At 47.4% G+C, this 16606-nt stretch carries 11 protein-coding genes and 2 rRNA genes (1 of these 13 only partly in view); 4 read left to right on the top strand and 9 right to left on the bottom strand.

All coding sequences use genetic code 11. The features are described from left to right. From AC0VYI_RS21710 to AC0VYI_RS21700, 3 genes are all read left to right on the top strand, one after another. Positions 1 to 2724 (top strand): 23S ribosomal RNA (locus tag AC0VYI_RS21710) (it extends 170 nt beyond the left edge of the window). A 179-nt stretch (positions 2725 to 2903) separates the two neighbouring features. Further along, positions 2904 to 3018 (top strand): 5S ribosomal RNA (rrf, locus tag AC0VYI_RS21705). A gap of 293 nt (positions 3019 to 3311) precedes the next feature. Further along, on the top strand, positions 3312 to 3941 hold the full coding sequence (locus tag AC0VYI_RS21700; RefSeq protein WP_475445523.1) for a hypothetical protein: 630 nt from the start codon (positions 3312 to 3314) through the stop codon (positions 3939 to 3941). Positions 3942 to 4197: 256 nt separating this feature from the next. On the opposite strand, the gene AC0VYI_RS21695 is transcribed toward AC0VYI_RS21700, so the two are convergent. Continuing rightward, positions 4198 to 4644 carry a hypothetical protein gene (locus AC0VYI_RS21695; protein WP_475445522.1) on the bottom strand — a complete coding sequence of 149 codons (447 nt, stop codon included), beginning with the start codon at positions 4642 to 4644 and terminating at the stop codon, positions 4198 to 4200. Positions 4645 to 4918: 274 nt separating this feature from the next. Beyond that, positions 4919 to 5371 (bottom strand): redox-sensitive transcriptional activator SoxR, encoded by a 453-nt coding sequence (soxR, locus tag AC0VYI_RS21690; RefSeq protein WP_475445520.1) that lies wholly within the window; start codon positions 5369 to 5371, stop codon positions 4919 to 4921. Between the two features lie 162 nt (positions 5372 to 5533). On the opposite strand from soxR, the gene AC0VYI_RS21685 reads away from it, so the two are divergent. Further along, positions 5534 to 5959 (top strand): VOC family protein, encoded by a 426-nt coding sequence (locus AC0VYI_RS21685; protein ID WP_475445518.1) that lies wholly within the window; start codon positions 5534 to 5536, stop codon positions 5957 to 5959. A 102-nt stretch (positions 5960 to 6061) separates the two neighbouring features. Here AC0VYI_RS21685 and aphA read toward each other — a convergent pair whose 3' ends face one another. The 7 genes from aphA to modF all read right to left on the bottom strand — a co-directional run bounded on the left by aphA (position 6062) and on the right by modF (position 16545). After that, the gene (aphA, locus tag AC0VYI_RS21680) at positions 6062 to 6772 is read right to left on the bottom strand and encodes an acid phosphatase AphA (protein ID WP_475445516.1); all 711 of its coding nucleotides are present in this window, start codon (positions 6770 to 6772) and stop codon (positions 6062 to 6064) included. A 265-nt stretch (positions 6773 to 7037) separates the two neighbouring features. Beyond that, positions 7038 to 7994 (bottom strand): ABC transporter substrate-binding protein, encoded by a 957-nt coding sequence (locus AC0VYI_RS21675; protein ID WP_475445514.1) that lies wholly within the window; start codon positions 7992 to 7994, stop codon positions 7038 to 7040. Between the two features lie 159 nt (positions 7995 to 8153). Continuing rightward, on the bottom strand, positions 8154 to 8960 hold the full coding sequence (locus tag AC0VYI_RS21670; protein ID WP_199478685.1) for an ABC transporter permease: 807 nt from the start codon (positions 8958 to 8960) through the stop codon (positions 8154 to 8156). Beyond that, the gene (locus AC0VYI_RS21665; RefSeq protein WP_199478686.1) at positions 8957 to 9877 is read right to left on the bottom strand and encodes an ABC transporter permease; all 921 of its coding nucleotides are present in this window, start codon (positions 9875 to 9877) and stop codon (positions 8957 to 8959) included. The genes AC0VYI_RS21670 and AC0VYI_RS21665 overlap by 4 nt, the downstream gene beginning before the upstream one ends. Positions 9878 to 9879: 2 nt before the next feature. After that, entirely contained in the window at positions 9880 to 11016 is a 1137-nt protein-coding gene (locus AC0VYI_RS21660; RefSeq protein WP_475445512.1) for an ABC transporter ATP-binding protein, read from the bottom strand. A gap of 739 nt (positions 11017 to 11755) precedes the next feature. Then, positions 11756 to 14923 carry an isoleucine--tRNA ligase gene (gene ileS, locus AC0VYI_RS21655; protein WP_475445511.1) on the bottom strand — a complete coding sequence of 1056 codons (3168 nt, stop codon included), beginning with the start codon at positions 14921 to 14923 and terminating at the stop codon, positions 11756 to 11758. Between the two features lie 182 nt (positions 14924 to 15105). Further along, entirely contained in the window at positions 15106 to 16545 is a 1440-nt protein-coding gene (modF, locus tag AC0VYI_RS21650; RefSeq protein ID WP_475445509.1) for a molybdate ABC transporter ATP-binding protein ModF, read from the bottom strand. Positions 16546 to 16606: the final 61 nt, after the last annotated feature.

The raw sequence follows: 16606 nt of genomic DNA, 5'->3' as shown, positions 1-16606 counted from the left end.
GAGGCGAACGAGGGGAACTGAAACATCTAAGTACCCTTAGGAAAAGAAATCAATTGAGATTCCCTGAGTAGCGGCGAGCGAAAGGGGATTAGCCCTTAAGTGGCTTTGGTGTTAGTAGAAGATTCTGGAAAGGATCGCTGTAAAGGGTGATAGCCCCGTATACGAAAATGCCTTAGTCATGAAAACGAGTAGGACGGAACACGTGTTATTCTGTCTGAAGATGGGGGGACCATCCTCCAAGGCTAAATACTCCTGACTGACCGATAGTGAACCAGTACCGTGAGGGAAAGGCGAAAAGAACCCCTGTGAGGGGAGTGAAATAGATCCTGAAACCGTGTACGTACAAGCAGTGGGAGCGGACTTGTTCCGTGACTGCGTACCTTTTGTATAATGGGTCAACGACTTATTTTCAGTAGCAAGCTTAACCGCATAGGGTAGGCGTAGGGAAACCGAGTCTTAATAGGGCGTATAGTTGCTGGGAATAGACCCGAAACCGGGCGATCTATCCATGAGCAGGTTGAAGGTTGGGTAACACTAACTGGAGGACCGAACCCACATCCGTTGAAAAGGCTGGGGATGACTTGTGGATAGGAGTGAAAGGCTAATCAAGCTCGGAGATAGCTGGTTCTCCTCGAAAGCTATTTAGGTAGCGCCTCGTGTATTGCCATTGGGGGTAGAGCACTGTTTGGGCTAGGGGGTCATCCCGACTTACCAACCCCATGCAAACTCCGAATACCAATGAGTATGAGCACGGGAGACACACGGCGGGTGCTAACGTCCGTCGTGAAAAGGGAAACAACCCAGACCGTCAGCTAAGGTCCCAAAGTTACAGTTAAGTGGGAAACGATGTGGGAAGGCTTAGACAGCTAGGAGGTTGGCTTAGAAGCAGCCATCCTTTAAAGAAAGCGTAATAGCTCACTAGTCGAGTCGGCCTGCGCGGAAGATATAACGGGGCTCAAACTGTACACCGAAGCTACGGGTTCATCTTAGGATGAGCGGTAGAGGAGCGTTCTGTAAGCCGTTGAAGGTCAAGCTGTAAGGCAGGCTGGAGGTATCAGAAGTGCGAATGTTGACATGAGTAACGATAAGGGGAGTGAAAACCTCCCCCGCCGGAAGACCAAGGTTTCCTGTCCCATGTTAATCAGGGCAGGGTGAGTCGGCCCCTAAGGCGAGGCAGAAATGCGTAGTCGATGGGAAACAGGTTAATATTCCTGTACTTATGTATATTGCGATGGAGAGACGGAGAAGGCTAGGCCAGCACAGCGATGGTTGTCTGTGTTTAAGGTAGTAGGCAAGTGACTTAGGCAAATCCGGGTCACTCTTTAAGAGAGAATGCCGAGAATTGATGACGAGCCCTCTTTTGGGTGAAGTGGTTGATGCCATGCTTCCAGGAAAAACTTCTAAGCTTCAGATATACATGAACCGTACCCCAAACCGACACAGGTGGTCAGGTAGAGAATACCAAGGCGCTTGAGAGAACTCGGGTGAAGGAACTAGGCAAAATGGTACCGTAACTTCGGGAGAAGGTACGCCGGCCGGTGTGAAGGACTTGCTCCGTAAGCACTAGTCGGTCGAAGATACCAGGCCGCTGCAACTGTTTATTAAAAACACAGCACTCTGCAAACACGAAAGTGGACGTATAGGGTGTGACGCCTGCCCGGTGCTTGAAGGTTAATTGATGGGGTTAGCGTAAGCGAAGCTCTTGATCGAAGCCCAAGTAAACGGCGGCCGTAACTATAACGGTCCTAAGGTAGCGAAATTCCTTGTCGGGTAAGTTCCGACCTGCACGAATGGCGTAATGATGGCGGCACTGTCTCCACCCGAGACTCAGTGAAATTGAAATCGCAGTGAAGATGCTGTGTATCCGCGGCTAGACGGAAAGACCCCGTGAACCTTTACTATAGCTTCACAGTGAACTTTGAACCTACTTGTGTAGGATAGGTGGGAGGCTTTGAAGATAGGACGCCAGTTCTATTGGAGCCAATCTTGAAATACCACCCTGGTATGTTTGAGGTTCTAACTCAGGTCCGTAATCCGGATCGAGGACACTGTGTGGTGGGTAGTTTGACTGGGGCGGTCTCCTCCCAAAGAGTAACGGAGGAGCACGAAGGTGTGCTCAGCATGGTCGGAAATCATGCATAGAGTGTAAAGGCAAAAGCACGCTTAACTGCGAGACAGACACGTCGAGCAGGTACGAAAGTAGGTCTTAGTGATCCGGTGGTTCTGTATGGAAGGGCCATCGCTCAACGGATAAAAGGTACTCCGGGGATAACAGGCTGATACCGCCCAAGAGTTCACATCGACGGCGGTGTTTGGCACCTCGATGTCGGCTCATCACATCCTGGGGCTGAAGCCGGTCCCAAGGGTATGGCTGTTCGCCATTTAAAGTGGTACGCGAGCTGGGTTTAGAACGTCGTGAGACAGTTCGGTCCCTATCTGCCGTGGACGTTTGAGATTTGAGAGGAGCTGCTCCTAGTACGAGAGGACCGGAGTGGACGAACCTCTGGTGTTCCGGTTGTCACGCCAGTGGCATTGCCGGGTAGCTATGTTCGGACGGGATAACCGCTGAAAGCATCTAAGCGGGAAGCCTCCCTTAAGATAAGATCTCACTGGAACATAAGTTCCCTAAAGAGCCGTTCGAGACGAGGACGTTGATAGGTTGGGTGTGTAAGTGCTGTGAGGCATTGAGCTAACCAATACTAATTGCTCGTGAGGCTTGACCATATAACACCAAAGTGGTTTTACTGGAGATGGTTCCTGACCATTCCAGCACTTCCTCCATCCATGGAGGTCGTAAGACACAGATTACGATAGACACTGGTTTGACCTTGGTTATCGCTATTTCAAAATGAATTGTTAAAAGAGACAAGTGAACGAATTTGCGCATTGCGCACACCAGTTTTCTTGATGATCATAGAGGCATTGAACCACCTGATCCCATCCCGAACTCAGAAGTGAAAAGTGCCATCGCCGATGGTAGTGTGGGAGATCCCATGTGAGAGTAGGTCGTTATCAAGATTTAATTTGAGAAAGCCCTGATAGCTATGCTGTCAGGGCTTTTTTTCGTTTCAAGAAACGTTTTAAACCATCAGCCGGGTTGAACCACCTGATCCCATCTCGGTACTCAGAAGTGACTCTTTTTCGCCGCAGGCGCTTGCCATTGCCGAGGTAGTGTGGGCTTGGTTGAATTAGAAAGTCATGTGAGAGTAGGTCGTTATCAAGATTTTAATGCAGGAAGCCCTGATCAATTGAGAGCATGCTGTGGCGAATTGAAGGGCTGAGCAAGCGGGTTCATCTACTTCAATGATGATGTGTTCTTAGCCGCACGTCTAAAGCCGACAGACGTGTTTGACGGACTGATTCCTGTTTTGCGAGGCAAGTGGGTTGACTATAGCGGGTTGCTTGGCAGTGCCGAAACTCGGGGTGATCCTGCGAAATTCCATAGTTTTATGCAGATAAATGCAGCGCAAATCATTGGTTTCTCCGCTACTGAGTTGTTTTCTTCTGCCCATGTGGTACATCCTTTTCGGCGCTCAAAGATGGCCGAATTGTTTGCTCGGTACCCTGACCGCTTTCTTAGCAACATAAAATACAGATTTCGAAATCTGGAGCAATTTTTCCCACAGGGACTGCATAATCACGCCTGTATTTGGGACAAAGAGGCCAAGATCAACACGACAAATGACCACCTTCATATCTCAAGCGGGTACGGAAAGGGGCAGCCTCCTAAAGATACTCTAGCGTTACTGATTAGAGCGACAGACCCTGACATCAAGTTTTTATGCGTTAATGATCTCCCCCAGCTGGTAGAAATTATTCCAAATGCAGCGGAATGGATTACTCAGGCTATTGGCGGCTTTTCGGTGCGCAGTAAAAAGACAACAATTGAGGAGTGCGCCTGCAATCAGGAGGTTCCAACGCTAGAATTGGAAAAAGCGTGACGCCGTTATCGAATAGTTTATCCACGGAATGAATGCCATGTTTGCATAGAAATAACTGTGCCTAATGAGCATGGATGCTTTATAGGCAAGACTCAAGTCAACCAAACAGAACCGATAGACGTTAACTTTGGGGAGAAACTTTTACCAAGGTCATTTAGCCTCATCTGAGAAGCTATTCCTTTTGAATGGCTAGAAGCTAAAGCGATGGGCTCACTATCATATAAACGCTTTAGATAGTTGACCCATCTAGAATTGACTAGTTCGATAATGAACCGGAGTTACTATTGCCTGGGCCATTATTGCTTCCTGCACCACTTCGATTATTTCCCATACTACCGGCATTCATCCCCCCATTATTTTTTCCCATGCCACCGCCATTCATTCCTCTATTATTGGAGCCCATGCCATTTGACCAAGGTGGTAAGGTGACTCCCTGCTTACTGGCTCTTGCTTGCATCTGTTGATGGTGTAAATCACGAAATTGCTCGCGTTCTTGCTCTGTTTTTAAAGCAAAGTATTGCTGATGATATTGCACACGCTCTTGCTGGGTCATAAGTTGAGAGCCATAAACCATTGGCATGTCTTCAAGCTGGGTTTGAGTCTTGTCTTGAGTTTTATCCTGATCTTCGGCAAAAACCGGATTGCTAACCATCATCATGGATGCACCAGCAATAATGGATATTAACGTGAGTTGCTTAAACATACGGATCTCCTTAAATAGGTAAAAAAACCGTGTCGCCTAAGCGTTGCCTGCGATACGACATAAGGCTTAATATCGCGGATACTCCACGAATTAACCCTTAGCTCCATCATAGAAGCTTGTGTCGTCTAGGTTAGTGCGCTAAATCACGTTATGGCAATTTAAAACAAAAAAGCTCGCAACTTAGTGAAAAGGTCTCTTACTGGCTGACGCAAAAGTTTTTAGGGTCTCGTTAAAAATGAGACTGATGAGGCTTCTTATCCCAAGTCATGTCACTTTAATCCAGTTGTACTTTTCGATCTAAGAGAATCGGGCCTGTGCCTTCGGTGGCGAGTTTGTCTTGGTCGTTGTAGATGGGACACTGAGTTAAGGATAAGCAACCACAGCCAATACAGCTTGTTAGTGAGTCGCGAAGATTTTCTAGATATGCAATTCGGGCGTTTAATTCTTCATTCCAGTTTGATGCGAGAAGTTGCCAATCTTCTTTCGTCGGTGTGCGGTTCTCCGGTAGTGAGTCAAGGGCCTTCTTAATGTTATCTAACGTGATGCCGACCTTCTGAGCGGCTTTGATAACTGACACTCGGCGTAAGGTGTCTCTATGATAACGGCGCTGGTTACCTTGATTACGCCAACTCTTAATTAAGCCTTTTTCTTCATAAAAATGCAGTGTTGAGACATTAACACCGCAGCGTTTTGCCATGTAGCCTACGGTTAGTTCCTCTTTGTTCATAATCTTTCCAGTTTTAAAAATAAATGGGAAAAAGTCTAAAAAACACTTTACCTCAATATAACTTGAGGTTCTATAGTAAAGACTCTTCTACACAGAAGGCTGCTACGGTGTGTTTTTGCCTTCGTTCATTCCAACTTTATAAGGTAATTAAGGAGAAAAAGTATGAGACTGGAACATCTTAACTTAGTTGTTAAAGACATGGATGCAACATTAACCTTTTACAAAGCCGTATTTCCTCATTGGCGAATTCGTGCTCAAGGCACATCGGATTGGTATGGCGTCCAGCGCAATTGGATGCACTTTGGTGATGATTATCAATTTCTTACCTTTAACGATAATGGTGCTGGAGAAAATCGCGACCTTAAGGGTCATCGAGTTGGACTGGCTCACTTTGCTTATGTCACTAATAACCTAGAGGCTGTTATCAATCGTATAAGACAGGCGGGTTTTCAGGAGTCACACAGAGGACCAGAAAATCCACACCGGAAAAATGTCTATTTTATCGACCCATCGGGCTATGAAGTGGAGTTTGTTGAGTATTTATCTGACCTGCCTGAAGAGCGTAACAACTGTCATGATCTTGAATAAGGGGATTTTATCTGGCTGATACGAATGCATTAAAGAAAATAGAAAGCCGCAAGACAAATAGTTTGCGGCTTTTAAATACCTATAGTTGAGGAAGTCGAGCGCCTAGTACTGAGAGTCTTTTAGGACTCGTTCGCCATAGATTCCATTCTTTGGAATCGGTTTATAGCTAGAATTGGCTGCACGCATAACGCGAATGCCTTCCGCACCCGCATTACGTGCCGAAATGATATCGCCATTAGCATCACCATAATAAATCTTGATATCATGCTGTTTTATGTATTTCGTTTTTGTATATTCAGTACGACTAGATCCTGCAAAAATGACATCATGCATATTTTTGATATCAAAGGTTTTTTTCAAATACTCTGTCGTAAAATGGCACTTCGAGCCAGTACGACCCGTAATAAAGTAGATGCTATCACCACGTTGCTGGTGCATGGCAATTAACTCTTTTGCAATGTGTTTGGGCATACTGAATTTGTCCCATCCACAGTTTGCCTTATCCCAAAATTTTTGATTGCTTAAATAAGAGTAACCATTTGGTGAGAATTCTTGTTGGCCACGATAAAAGACGGGAGAGCTAAACAAGGTTGTATCATCGATATCAAAGCCAACAGCAAAAGGGGCTTTGCCTTGGAGTTCCTGTTTGAGATCCGCAACAGAAATCATGTTCACATCCTTTGGCATGCCAGCAGTGGTCATATCAATGGTGGAATAGCCTTTATGAGTACCTGGTGTTTTCGGATCAGCATTAGCCGATAGGCTAGCTATACAAGTCAGCACTAAAGTCATTGAGCGTAAAGTATGGTTCACAGTGTTCCCTCAGCATTATTGTCATAATAGGGACCTTTGCATGACTGCTGTGCATTCCAATACCGTGTTAAAAATAGACTTAAAAGGCTCGTTTATAGGGCATAAACGCTGTTTTTTGTCTATTTTGTCCCGTCTAAGTTTTACTCGCGATGTCGTGCAAAGGTCTCTAACGATTCTTATTCTATAGATAAAAAATGTGACCTTCTATCATCCTGTTTTGATTTGACTAAAGCGGAGCCAGCGGCATGGCTCCGCCTAGCATCCTTTAACGTGATTTCACATCGCTCCAAATTTGTTGGAAAAGTTGCAACTGCTTACCGTCTAGGCTAGGGGTGAACTCCAAGCGCTTCATTTGCTCCGGCGTTGGCAGGGCAGGTGGCTTACGCAGAAGAGGGTCTAGGTACTGTACAGACGCTTTATTGGGTGTTGAATACATATTGTAATTAGACAACTGAGCCCCAATCTTTGGGTTAAGGATGAAATTGATAAATTCATGAGCTAGTTTTGGATGGGGAGCGCGACGGGGAATCATCATGGAATCTACCCATACTTCAGCTCCTTCTTTCGGGATCATAAACTCTAGATCTTTGAATCCCTCAGGATTGGACTCTTTATCGGCTAGGAAATCTCCGTTGTAGGTCATCCCTACTTGAGTTACTCCTCGGGCTACCTGTTGTAGAACCGGGGTCCCATCGATAAAGCCCGTAAAGTTGCTGCGTTGCTTGGTTTTCAAAACCAACTTAGCGGCATCCACCCAGTTCTGCTGGCCAGTACAATTATAACCTTTGCCTAGATAAGCGCAGGCCGCACCAAACAGGACTTGACCATCAGAAATCATAGAAAATGGCTGGCCCTTGTTTTCTTTAGGGTCAAACAGCAGAGACCAACTGTCCGGAGCATGGGGGAAGACCTTGGCATTGTAAACAATACCCGTGATACCCCACTGATAGGGGGCTGTGTACTTCTCGCCTGGATCGTAGGAAGGGTCTTTGAAGCGGTCCATGACATTGTCTAGATTAGGAAGTTCGGCCTTATTAAGGGGCTGCACCAGACCAGCCTTGACCAGACGTGGCACGAAATAGTTAGACGGTACTATGATGTCGTATTGTGAATCGCCGCCAGCCTGCAGCTTGGCGTACATCTCATCGAGAGAACCGTAATAGCTCTGTACCACGTCAACATGGTATTTTTGCTCGAACGCCTTGATGATATCCGGATCCATATACTGGCTCCAGTTGAACAAAAATAGCTTTTGCTCTGCGGCATGCACTGTGGTTGACAGCAAGAGCGCGCTACCGAGCCCGACCAGCCATCGTTTTGCCTGATTATTCATATTAATGCTCCTACCACACTCTGTGGATGTTTGACTAAACTAAGACTCCTACGAGTCCTGACGAGGCCGGCGATGTGTCACCAGCAAGCTAATTACTGCGGCCACAATGACCGCACCAATCATAAGTGCTCCTACTGCATTGATTTCCGGTGTTATTCCTTTTTTGACGGCTCCCCAGATATAAATTGGTAGGGTCGAACTTTGTGGCCCTGCGGTAAAAAAGCTGATCACGAAATCATCGATCGATAGGGTGAACGAGAGGAAAAAGGCCGAGATTAACGCTGGCTTAATGGCCGGAATAATAAAATGCAGAGTACGCTTAAGCGGTGAGGCGTATAGATCCTTAGCCGCATCGAACAAGGTGGCATCAAGCCCTACAAAACGGGAATAGACAATCAGTGCCACAAAGGGAATCTCGAAGGTAACATGGGAGAGGACCATGGTATCAAGTCCGGGAGACAGCCATCCGGTGAGGCTGTTGAGGCGCACAAAGAAAGTCATGTCAGCGATCCCAAATACAATATCTGGCATCACAATTGGCAGGTAGATAAGGATAATTAGCCAGCCAAGTTTACGATGGCGGTGGCGGTATAGTCCATAGCCAATCAGCGAGCCAAACAGCAGGGCAATCACCGAAGAAGAGATCGCCAGTATCAGGCTGTTACTAAGGGCACTCAGTACCTGACTGTCGGAGAATAATTCCCGATACCAGCGCAGGGAAAAGGACTCAAAGGTGGCGGCACTATTGATTGAGTTAAAGGAGAATAGCACCACTACTGCGAGCGGTAGATACAGAAAAAACAGCAGTAGCCACCAGTAGATAGTCAGAGAAGCTTTAAAGGAACGTCGACTCATATGACCACCTCCTCACCACCGCCAACCCGTTTGCCGAGTCTACGCAGCAGGAAAATACCCACTAGAGTGGCTACTAGCATGAGGAGGGCACCAGCGGCGCCGTAGGGCCAGTTTGAGGCACCAGTAAACTGGGTGGCGACCAGGTTGCCTATCATCGTGGAGCGCCCACCGCCCAGCAACTCAGGTACCACGTACATGCCAAAGGCTGGCACGGCGACCAGCACGACTCCGGCCAGCAGGCCGGGCAGGGTCTGCGGAAAAACTGCTGTCCAGAAGGCCTTGACTGGTGAGGCATAAAGATCCCGCGCCGCTTCAACCAGATGGACATCGAGTTTTTCAAAGGCAGAGTAAAGGGGCAATATCATGAAGGGGAGAAAGTTATAAACTAGGCCGATGGTTACAGCAAAGTTAGACGGGAATAGTCCTAAATGGGGCGGAATCCACCCCATCCACTGGGCAAAATTGGACAATGGGGTTTCTGGGGCGAGCAGGTTCATCCAGCCAAACGCTCGGATAACCTGATTAGTCCAGGACGGCAGCACCACCGCCAGCAGCATAATAGGGCGCAAGGAGACTCGGCAGGTGGTGATGTAGTAGGCCAGCGGATAAGACAGTATTACCACAAGGCCAGTGGCCACCAAAGTCTGCCATAGAGAGCGTAGTAAAGTGTAAATATTCCCTGGGCTCCAACCCAGAAAACCGAAACCAGCCAACTGACGGAACGAGTCCAGAGTCAGCGGCATGCCGGGCTGACCGTAGGTACCGTTGGTCATGAAAGCCATACTCACTAGATACAGACTGGGCAGCACTAGAAAGATGATGATCCATAACGCACCCGGTGCCGTAGTCCATAAAAGGTGTAGCGTTTCGCGAAGCTGTAGGCGGCGTTGGGAGATAGTGAATGACGATTGAGACATGATTACTCCTCGCTGGCTACGGTGACAATATCTTCGGGACAAACACTGATCAGTACTTGTTCCCCGACATTGTAAAGCTTCTGGCCCTGGTTACTGCTCAGCGCCACCAGAGAGACTTCACCGATCTGTAAACGATATTCGATAAAGCTGCCTCGGTAGAAATGCTCTTTTACCAGTGCTGTAAACTGGTTGGCGTACTGGGCGGCATCGGGGCCTATTTCAATGGTCTCAGGGCGGATCAACACCTTGTTGCCTTGAGTTTGGGTTTCAACTTCAAGGGTTCCCAGTGGGGTTTCCAGTTTATTTGCTTGCCGAGCGGTGATATCGAACAGATTTGTATGTCCCATAAAACGTGCCACAAAGGTATTGGTGGGGCGTTCGAAAATCTCCCTGGGTGTACTCAACTGCTGAATCTTGCCAGCATTGAGTACCGCAATTCTGTCCGACATGACCATGGCTTCCTGCTGATCGTGGGTGACGAATACAAAGGTCATTCCCAGACGGCGTTGTATGCGCTGCAGCTCGACTTGCAACTGGCCGCGTAGGCCAGCATCTAGGGCCGAAAGTGGTTCGTCGAGCAGTAATACATCTGGCTCACAGACTAGGGCTCGGGCCAGGGCTATACGTTGGCGTTGACCGCCGGAGAGCTGTTCAATGCGGCGTCCCAGCAGGGGGCTTAACTTGATAAACTCCGCCATGTCTCGCACTCGGCGATCCCGCTCGGCCTTGGCCACACCCTGCATTTTAAGGCCAAAGGCAATGTTGTCTTCAACGTTCAGGTGAGGAAATAGGGCGTAAGACTGAAACACCGTATTGATGCTGCGTTTGTGGGAGGGTATTTCGGTGACATCCTTGCCGCCGATTTTTACTACGCCACTGTTGGCAGTATCCAGACCAGCCAGAATGCGCAGCAGAGTGGTCTTGCCACACCCCGATGGCCCAAGTAGGGTAAAGAATTCACCGGGTCGAATCGTTAGATCAACACCATCTAGTGCAATGTCGTGACGGTTAAAAAATTTTTTGACACCTTCTAAGGTAATGGATGAGGCTTCCCGTGCGGGGGCACCGGTTGCTAGTTCTTGCTCTTGCTTTGATGTAGTGGGGGACGCCGTTCGCTCTGTTGCCAATGTTTGTGTCATAATAAAGGGCCTATCAAATTCGCAAAACACTTAGTCTGACAACGTCAGACCTCCAAGGTGAATACTAATCTTTAAGCTTAAAAATGCAGATCCTCGTCCTACAGGAAATACCAGATAACAAATTACAGCGTTGGCCGTTGCCGAATCGCCTTACTAATTAATTTGGCTGTGGGCCCAGTGTTTGCCATGCTGTGACCAAAGCCGCCATCGGCTCACGCTTACCGGCGGGATGCTCTGACTCCATATTGTAAAAATACTACCATTCACTTTTACAGATAAGATGTACCCACTTGGGGGTATAGTTTGAGTCCCCTACCAACACTGAAAAACAGGATTTTATTGCTCCATACATTGCTAGGCCCTCTTCCTGTGGTTAAAGGATTCTGTCAAACAAAGACATAAGATTTGTTTAATGACACCCTAATCAATCCAGTTTAGTTTACAGTTATCGAATAATGGCAAAACTATGCAAGTAGAGCTATCAAATAATGGCAAAAATATGAACGCATGGCTATCTGCTAGCGATAAACACTTGAAAAGCTTGTTTTTCAACTGTCCGGCTAATTTTTTTTCGGGCACTTTTGAGTAAGTTGGTTTGTGATAGGGAGCCGAGATGTCTGTCCATATTGTAAGCGCACCAAATATGGGCGAAATCAATAGCGTTAGAGTGTGATGTTTCATCGACCCATAGGTGAGAAGATATGCCCATAGGTCGATGAAGTCTGATTCATATTGATTACTAGTTGCTTAAATCAACCATGGCTTTAACCATGCCCAAATCCGTCACTAAGGGGGGAATCGTCTCAGATAAACTTGTAAAACACAGTTTATCTGCCAAGGTTTCCGTCTTGATGTCATCAAGGTATTGCTGACACCAATGAGCCAGTTCGTCACTCGCTTCGATGCTAATGTCGATACGATTCAATACCTTGTAGCCCTGTTGTTTACGCATTTTCTGAATATGGCTGACAATCTCTCGCATGGCGCCTTCTGCCACCAGTTCTTCTGTCAGTTCTGGGTCGATGCTGATCGACACAAAACGGTTGGATGTGGTGTGCGTACCTGCTTTGGCCTGACGATAGACGTGAATCTCCTCTTGGTTAAATACCTGCCCGTCCACCTCGATTTGCCCGTGGATTTCTAGGTGCTCCAGCTCTTGCTCATTGAGTTGCGCAATGCGTGCTGCATAGTATTTCATTTGCTTGCCAAGACGTTTGCCTAAAACAGGGAAATTCGCTTTAGCGTAGAAGTCGATGTAGTCATTTTCTTGTTGGCTAAAGAATACGTCTTTGATGTTCAGCTCTGTTTGAATGTAATCCGTCAAACGGGCGATGTCGTTTAGTACCTGAGCCTCTTTATGCAATACGGTCAGCGATTTGAGCGGGGTTTTTAATTTAATTTTCAAATCGTTACGCAGTTGGCGGCCCATTACCAAGATGTGCTGAACACGAGCGACACTAGCTTCTAAGTCTTCGTGTTTTAACGCCGTATTCGCTGTGGGGTAGTCACACAAATGCACAGACTCTGGCCTATCGTTAGCTGAAAAAGGCAGCAGCTCTTGGTATAGATGTTCCGCAAGGAAGGGCGTAAAAGGTGCCATTAACGTACCAAATGTATCCAAACAAGAGTACAAAGTGTCATAAGCCTGTTGTTTGTCTTCATTCAATTCTTTTTGCCAAAATCGGGCTCGATTCAAACGGATATAGCCATTGGTGAGATCTTCGATAAACTCAAATAGCGCAGGCACCACGTTGTAGAGATGGTAGGCTTGCATCTCCCGATTGACCTTGGTTGTTAAGGTTTGCAGGCGAGACAATATCCATTGGTCTAAGATGTTATCAGAGGGTTTGTCCGATCCAGTGTCTTGCCATTGGTCGATCTCGGCGTAAGTCGAGAAGAAGCGAAAACCATTGAGCCAAGGCAACAAGACCTGACGCACCATATCTTGTACGCCAGCATCAGAAAAACGTTGCTCTTCTGCCTTTACCAAGCCTGAGTTGATCAAATAGAGACGCAAAGCATCCGCTCCGTAATGCTCCATCAGAGTATCAGGGGGCGTGTAGTTTTTGAGGCGTTTGGACATTTTCTTGCCATCTTCTGCCATCACAATGCCATTGACGATAACGTTTTTAAACGCTGGTCGCCCGAACAAACATTGGCTGAGAACTTGTAAGGTGTAAAACCAGCCTCGTGTTTGGTCCACCCCTTCTGCGATAAACGCTGCTGGGAAGTTTTGCTCAAATTGTTCTTTATTTTCAAAGGGGTAGTGCACTTGTGCATAAGGCATGGCGCCGGATTCAAACCAGCAGTCGAATACTTCCGCAATGCGTCGATAGGTGCCTGGTTCCTCTGGAAGGGAGAAAGTCAGCTCATCAACATGATCACGATGCAAATCGTCGACAGTGACGCCGGTGTAGTTTTTTAACTCTTCCATAGAGCCAAGGCATAAGTGTTTTCCTGTTGTATCGTTTACCCAGATTGGCAGTGGAGTACCCCAATAGCGGTTACGCGATACCGACCAGTCGATCGCCCCTTCTAACCATTTTCCCATTCGGCCTTGTTGGATATGCTCTGGCACCCAATTGATCTGTTCGTTGTTGGCTTGTAGCTCAGCGCGCATCTGCTCTACCTTGATGTACCAAGAGGGCACAGAGCGATAGATGATGGGCGTATCGGAGCGAGGGCAAAAAGGATAACTATGGGTGATGGTTTCCTGACGGTACAAAAGATCACGCGCTTTTAATGTTTGTATGATGGCTTTATCTGCATCTTTCACATACAAGCTCTCGAAGTCCGTCACTTCATGGGTGAAGCGGCCACGACTGTCCAAAGGGCAAACGGAGGCGTGTAGACCATTGGCTTTGCAGACGCGGTTATCGTCTTCACCAAAGGCGGGTGCCATGTGGACAATGCCCGTACCACTGCCAGTCGAGACAAAATCATCGGCAAATACTTGGAACGCGCCAGACGCGTTTAAGTGGCTAAAATAGGGGAAAAGCGGTTCATAGCGTTTACCACTCAAGTCTGCTCCCTCAACTCTATCAAGCACCTCTACATCATGGCCTTTGCACACAGACTCCAATTGCGCCTCGGCGAGCCAAAGGGTTTTGTTGATAGTGGCATCATGCACTTTGACATAAGGGATATCTGGGCCAACGCACAGGGCAAGATTTGAAGGCAATGTCCAAGGAGTCGTCGTCCATGCGGCAAAATAGGCGTCTTCCTCTACGAGTTTAAACAACACAGTGACCGCAGGATCTTGAACTTCTTTGTAGTTAGAACTGGCTTCAAAGTTGGATAATACGGTTTCCAGCTCAGTGGAGTAGGCAATGACCTTGTCGCCTTGGTAGACGAGCCCTTTATCCCACAACTGTTTGAAGACCCACCAAACGGATTCCATATACCAAGGCTCCATGGTGCGATAATCGTTGTCAAAATCTACCCATCGGCCAAGGCGCGTTATGGTCTTTTCCCATTCGCTGGCATAACGCTGAACAATGCCACGGCATTCCGCGTTGTAACGGGCGATACCCAGAGATTCAACTGCATCTTTGGCGGACATACCAAGGGATTTATCGATTTCATGCTCGATGGGCAAACCATGACAATCCCAACCAAAACGGCGCTCTACATGGAATCCTTTCATCGTAAAGTAGCGCGGGATGATGTCTTTGATGGTCGATGCCACCAGATGACCATGATGGGGCAACCCAGTTGCAAACGGCGGCCCATCGTAAAACACATAGTCAGGCTTATGTTTCGACGCGGCAAGAGAACGCTTAAAAATCTGTTTGTCCTGCCAAAATGTCAGCACAGCCTGTTCAGCATCCACGAACGAAAAACGCTCGGATGTAGAGGGATTGTCAGCCTCGGGGGCTAAATGCGAAGGGGAGTCTTGAGTGCTCATATCTGCTTCCTGTTAACACCCAAGAAGCCGAAAAAAGAAACCCGCCTCTTGGGCGGGTTTGCTTTATTTACTCAACAACGAACCCACCACTCCTAGGAATGATGATAATAATTCGTTGTTGAGTAAGGGATACGTTTTTCATAACGCTATTTTTACCTTTGATCAGAAGAATCGTCAAGGGGCTAGTTGTTTTTCTTCAACCCCAAGTAGTTCTCTATCCCTTTAATCTGGTCTTCCGCGTGGTGGTTTACGTACAGCACGGTGGTTTCTTTTCCTTCACAAATTTTCTCAATAAGAGCGAGAACGAGCTGGCGGTTCATGTCGTCTAGGCCGAGACAAGGCTCGTCTAGGATCAATAATGGTGGGTGTTTCACCATGGCGCGGGCGATAAGTAATAAACGTTGGTCGCCGTAGGAGAGTTTGTTAAAGGGTTGGTCGGCGCGGTCTTCCATGCCCAATAGTGCAAGCCATTGATCGGCGATTTTCTTTTGGTTATCGGTGGATTTGCTGTACATGCCGATGCTGTCGTAGAAGCCGGAAATAATGACGTTTTTGCAGCTGGTGCTGACGCGGTACTCCCACTGTAGTGCCGTGGAAACGTAGCCGATAAATTGCTTGATCTGCCAGATGCTTTCGCCGTTACCGCGTTGAAAACCAAAGACAAAAATATCGTTGGTATAGCATTGTGGGTGATCGCCGGTGATCAATGACAAGACGCCTGTTTTGCCGCTGCCATTGGGGCCGCTGAGTTGCCAATGTTGGCCTTGTTCTATGGTCCAATCTAGCTTATCGACAATCACAGTATCGCCGTATTTGATGGTGGCTTGCTTGAGTCTGACCAGTGGCTGGTTTGGATCGAGTTCTGGCAGTTTATTCGCTGGGTCGGCGTCTGGCACACTGAGATCGGTGGTTTTCAGATGCAGTAATTGATAAAGCTCGTTAAAAGCATTTTCGTCTTTTTTATCTACTGTTAGTTCCACTCGTCCTTTATCAACATAAGCTACATGAGTAATAAAGTCTGGCATTTCATCAAATCGGTTAAGTACCATCACCATGGGTATGGTATCGACTATGCTTGCCAAATGTTCTTGTAGCATGGTAAGCGTATTGGCGTCTAAGCCGTCGAAGGGCTCATCGAGAATTAATAAATCTGGTTTGCTGGACAAAGCGCGAATCAGCATGACTTTACGCGTTTCGCCTGTGGAAAGTTTACGAAAGGCACGGTCAAGCAATTGCTTTAAACCGAACTTTTCTACCAGTGCGTGTGCCAGCTCTGGGTCTTTGCAGTTATCGAAAATCATTTCATGAACGGGCGTGCCGAGGGAAATCACGTCCATGATGTCGGCGTCGTCTTTTTTTAGCTCTTTGGCAATCAGTTCGGCTTGGGCTTCAAAAGACACCAATCCCACATTTTGCGGAAGGCCTGTTATCGTGCCATTTTCAATCTCACCAACGCCTGCCAGCACGGCCGCCAAGGCCGATTTACCTGCGCCGTTTGTACCGGTAATTACCCAGTGCTGGCCGGGCTCAATGGTCCAGTTAATCTCGCTTAGCGTAAAGCGATCATCAAAGTTCACCGTTACCTTGTTGAAGAGAATATTGTCTAAGCGGATGCTGCCCATGGTATTTCCTAATGTTTTGTTGAGAACAAGAAAGACAAAAAAGCCGAGTTCTGAAGCTCGG

The sequence above is a fragment of the Marinomonas sp. 63XJN7_9_ISO-PGPR-S23-217 genome (genome assembly GCF_056173515.1).
This window is presented reverse-complemented; position numbering and strand designations above follow the sequence as displayed.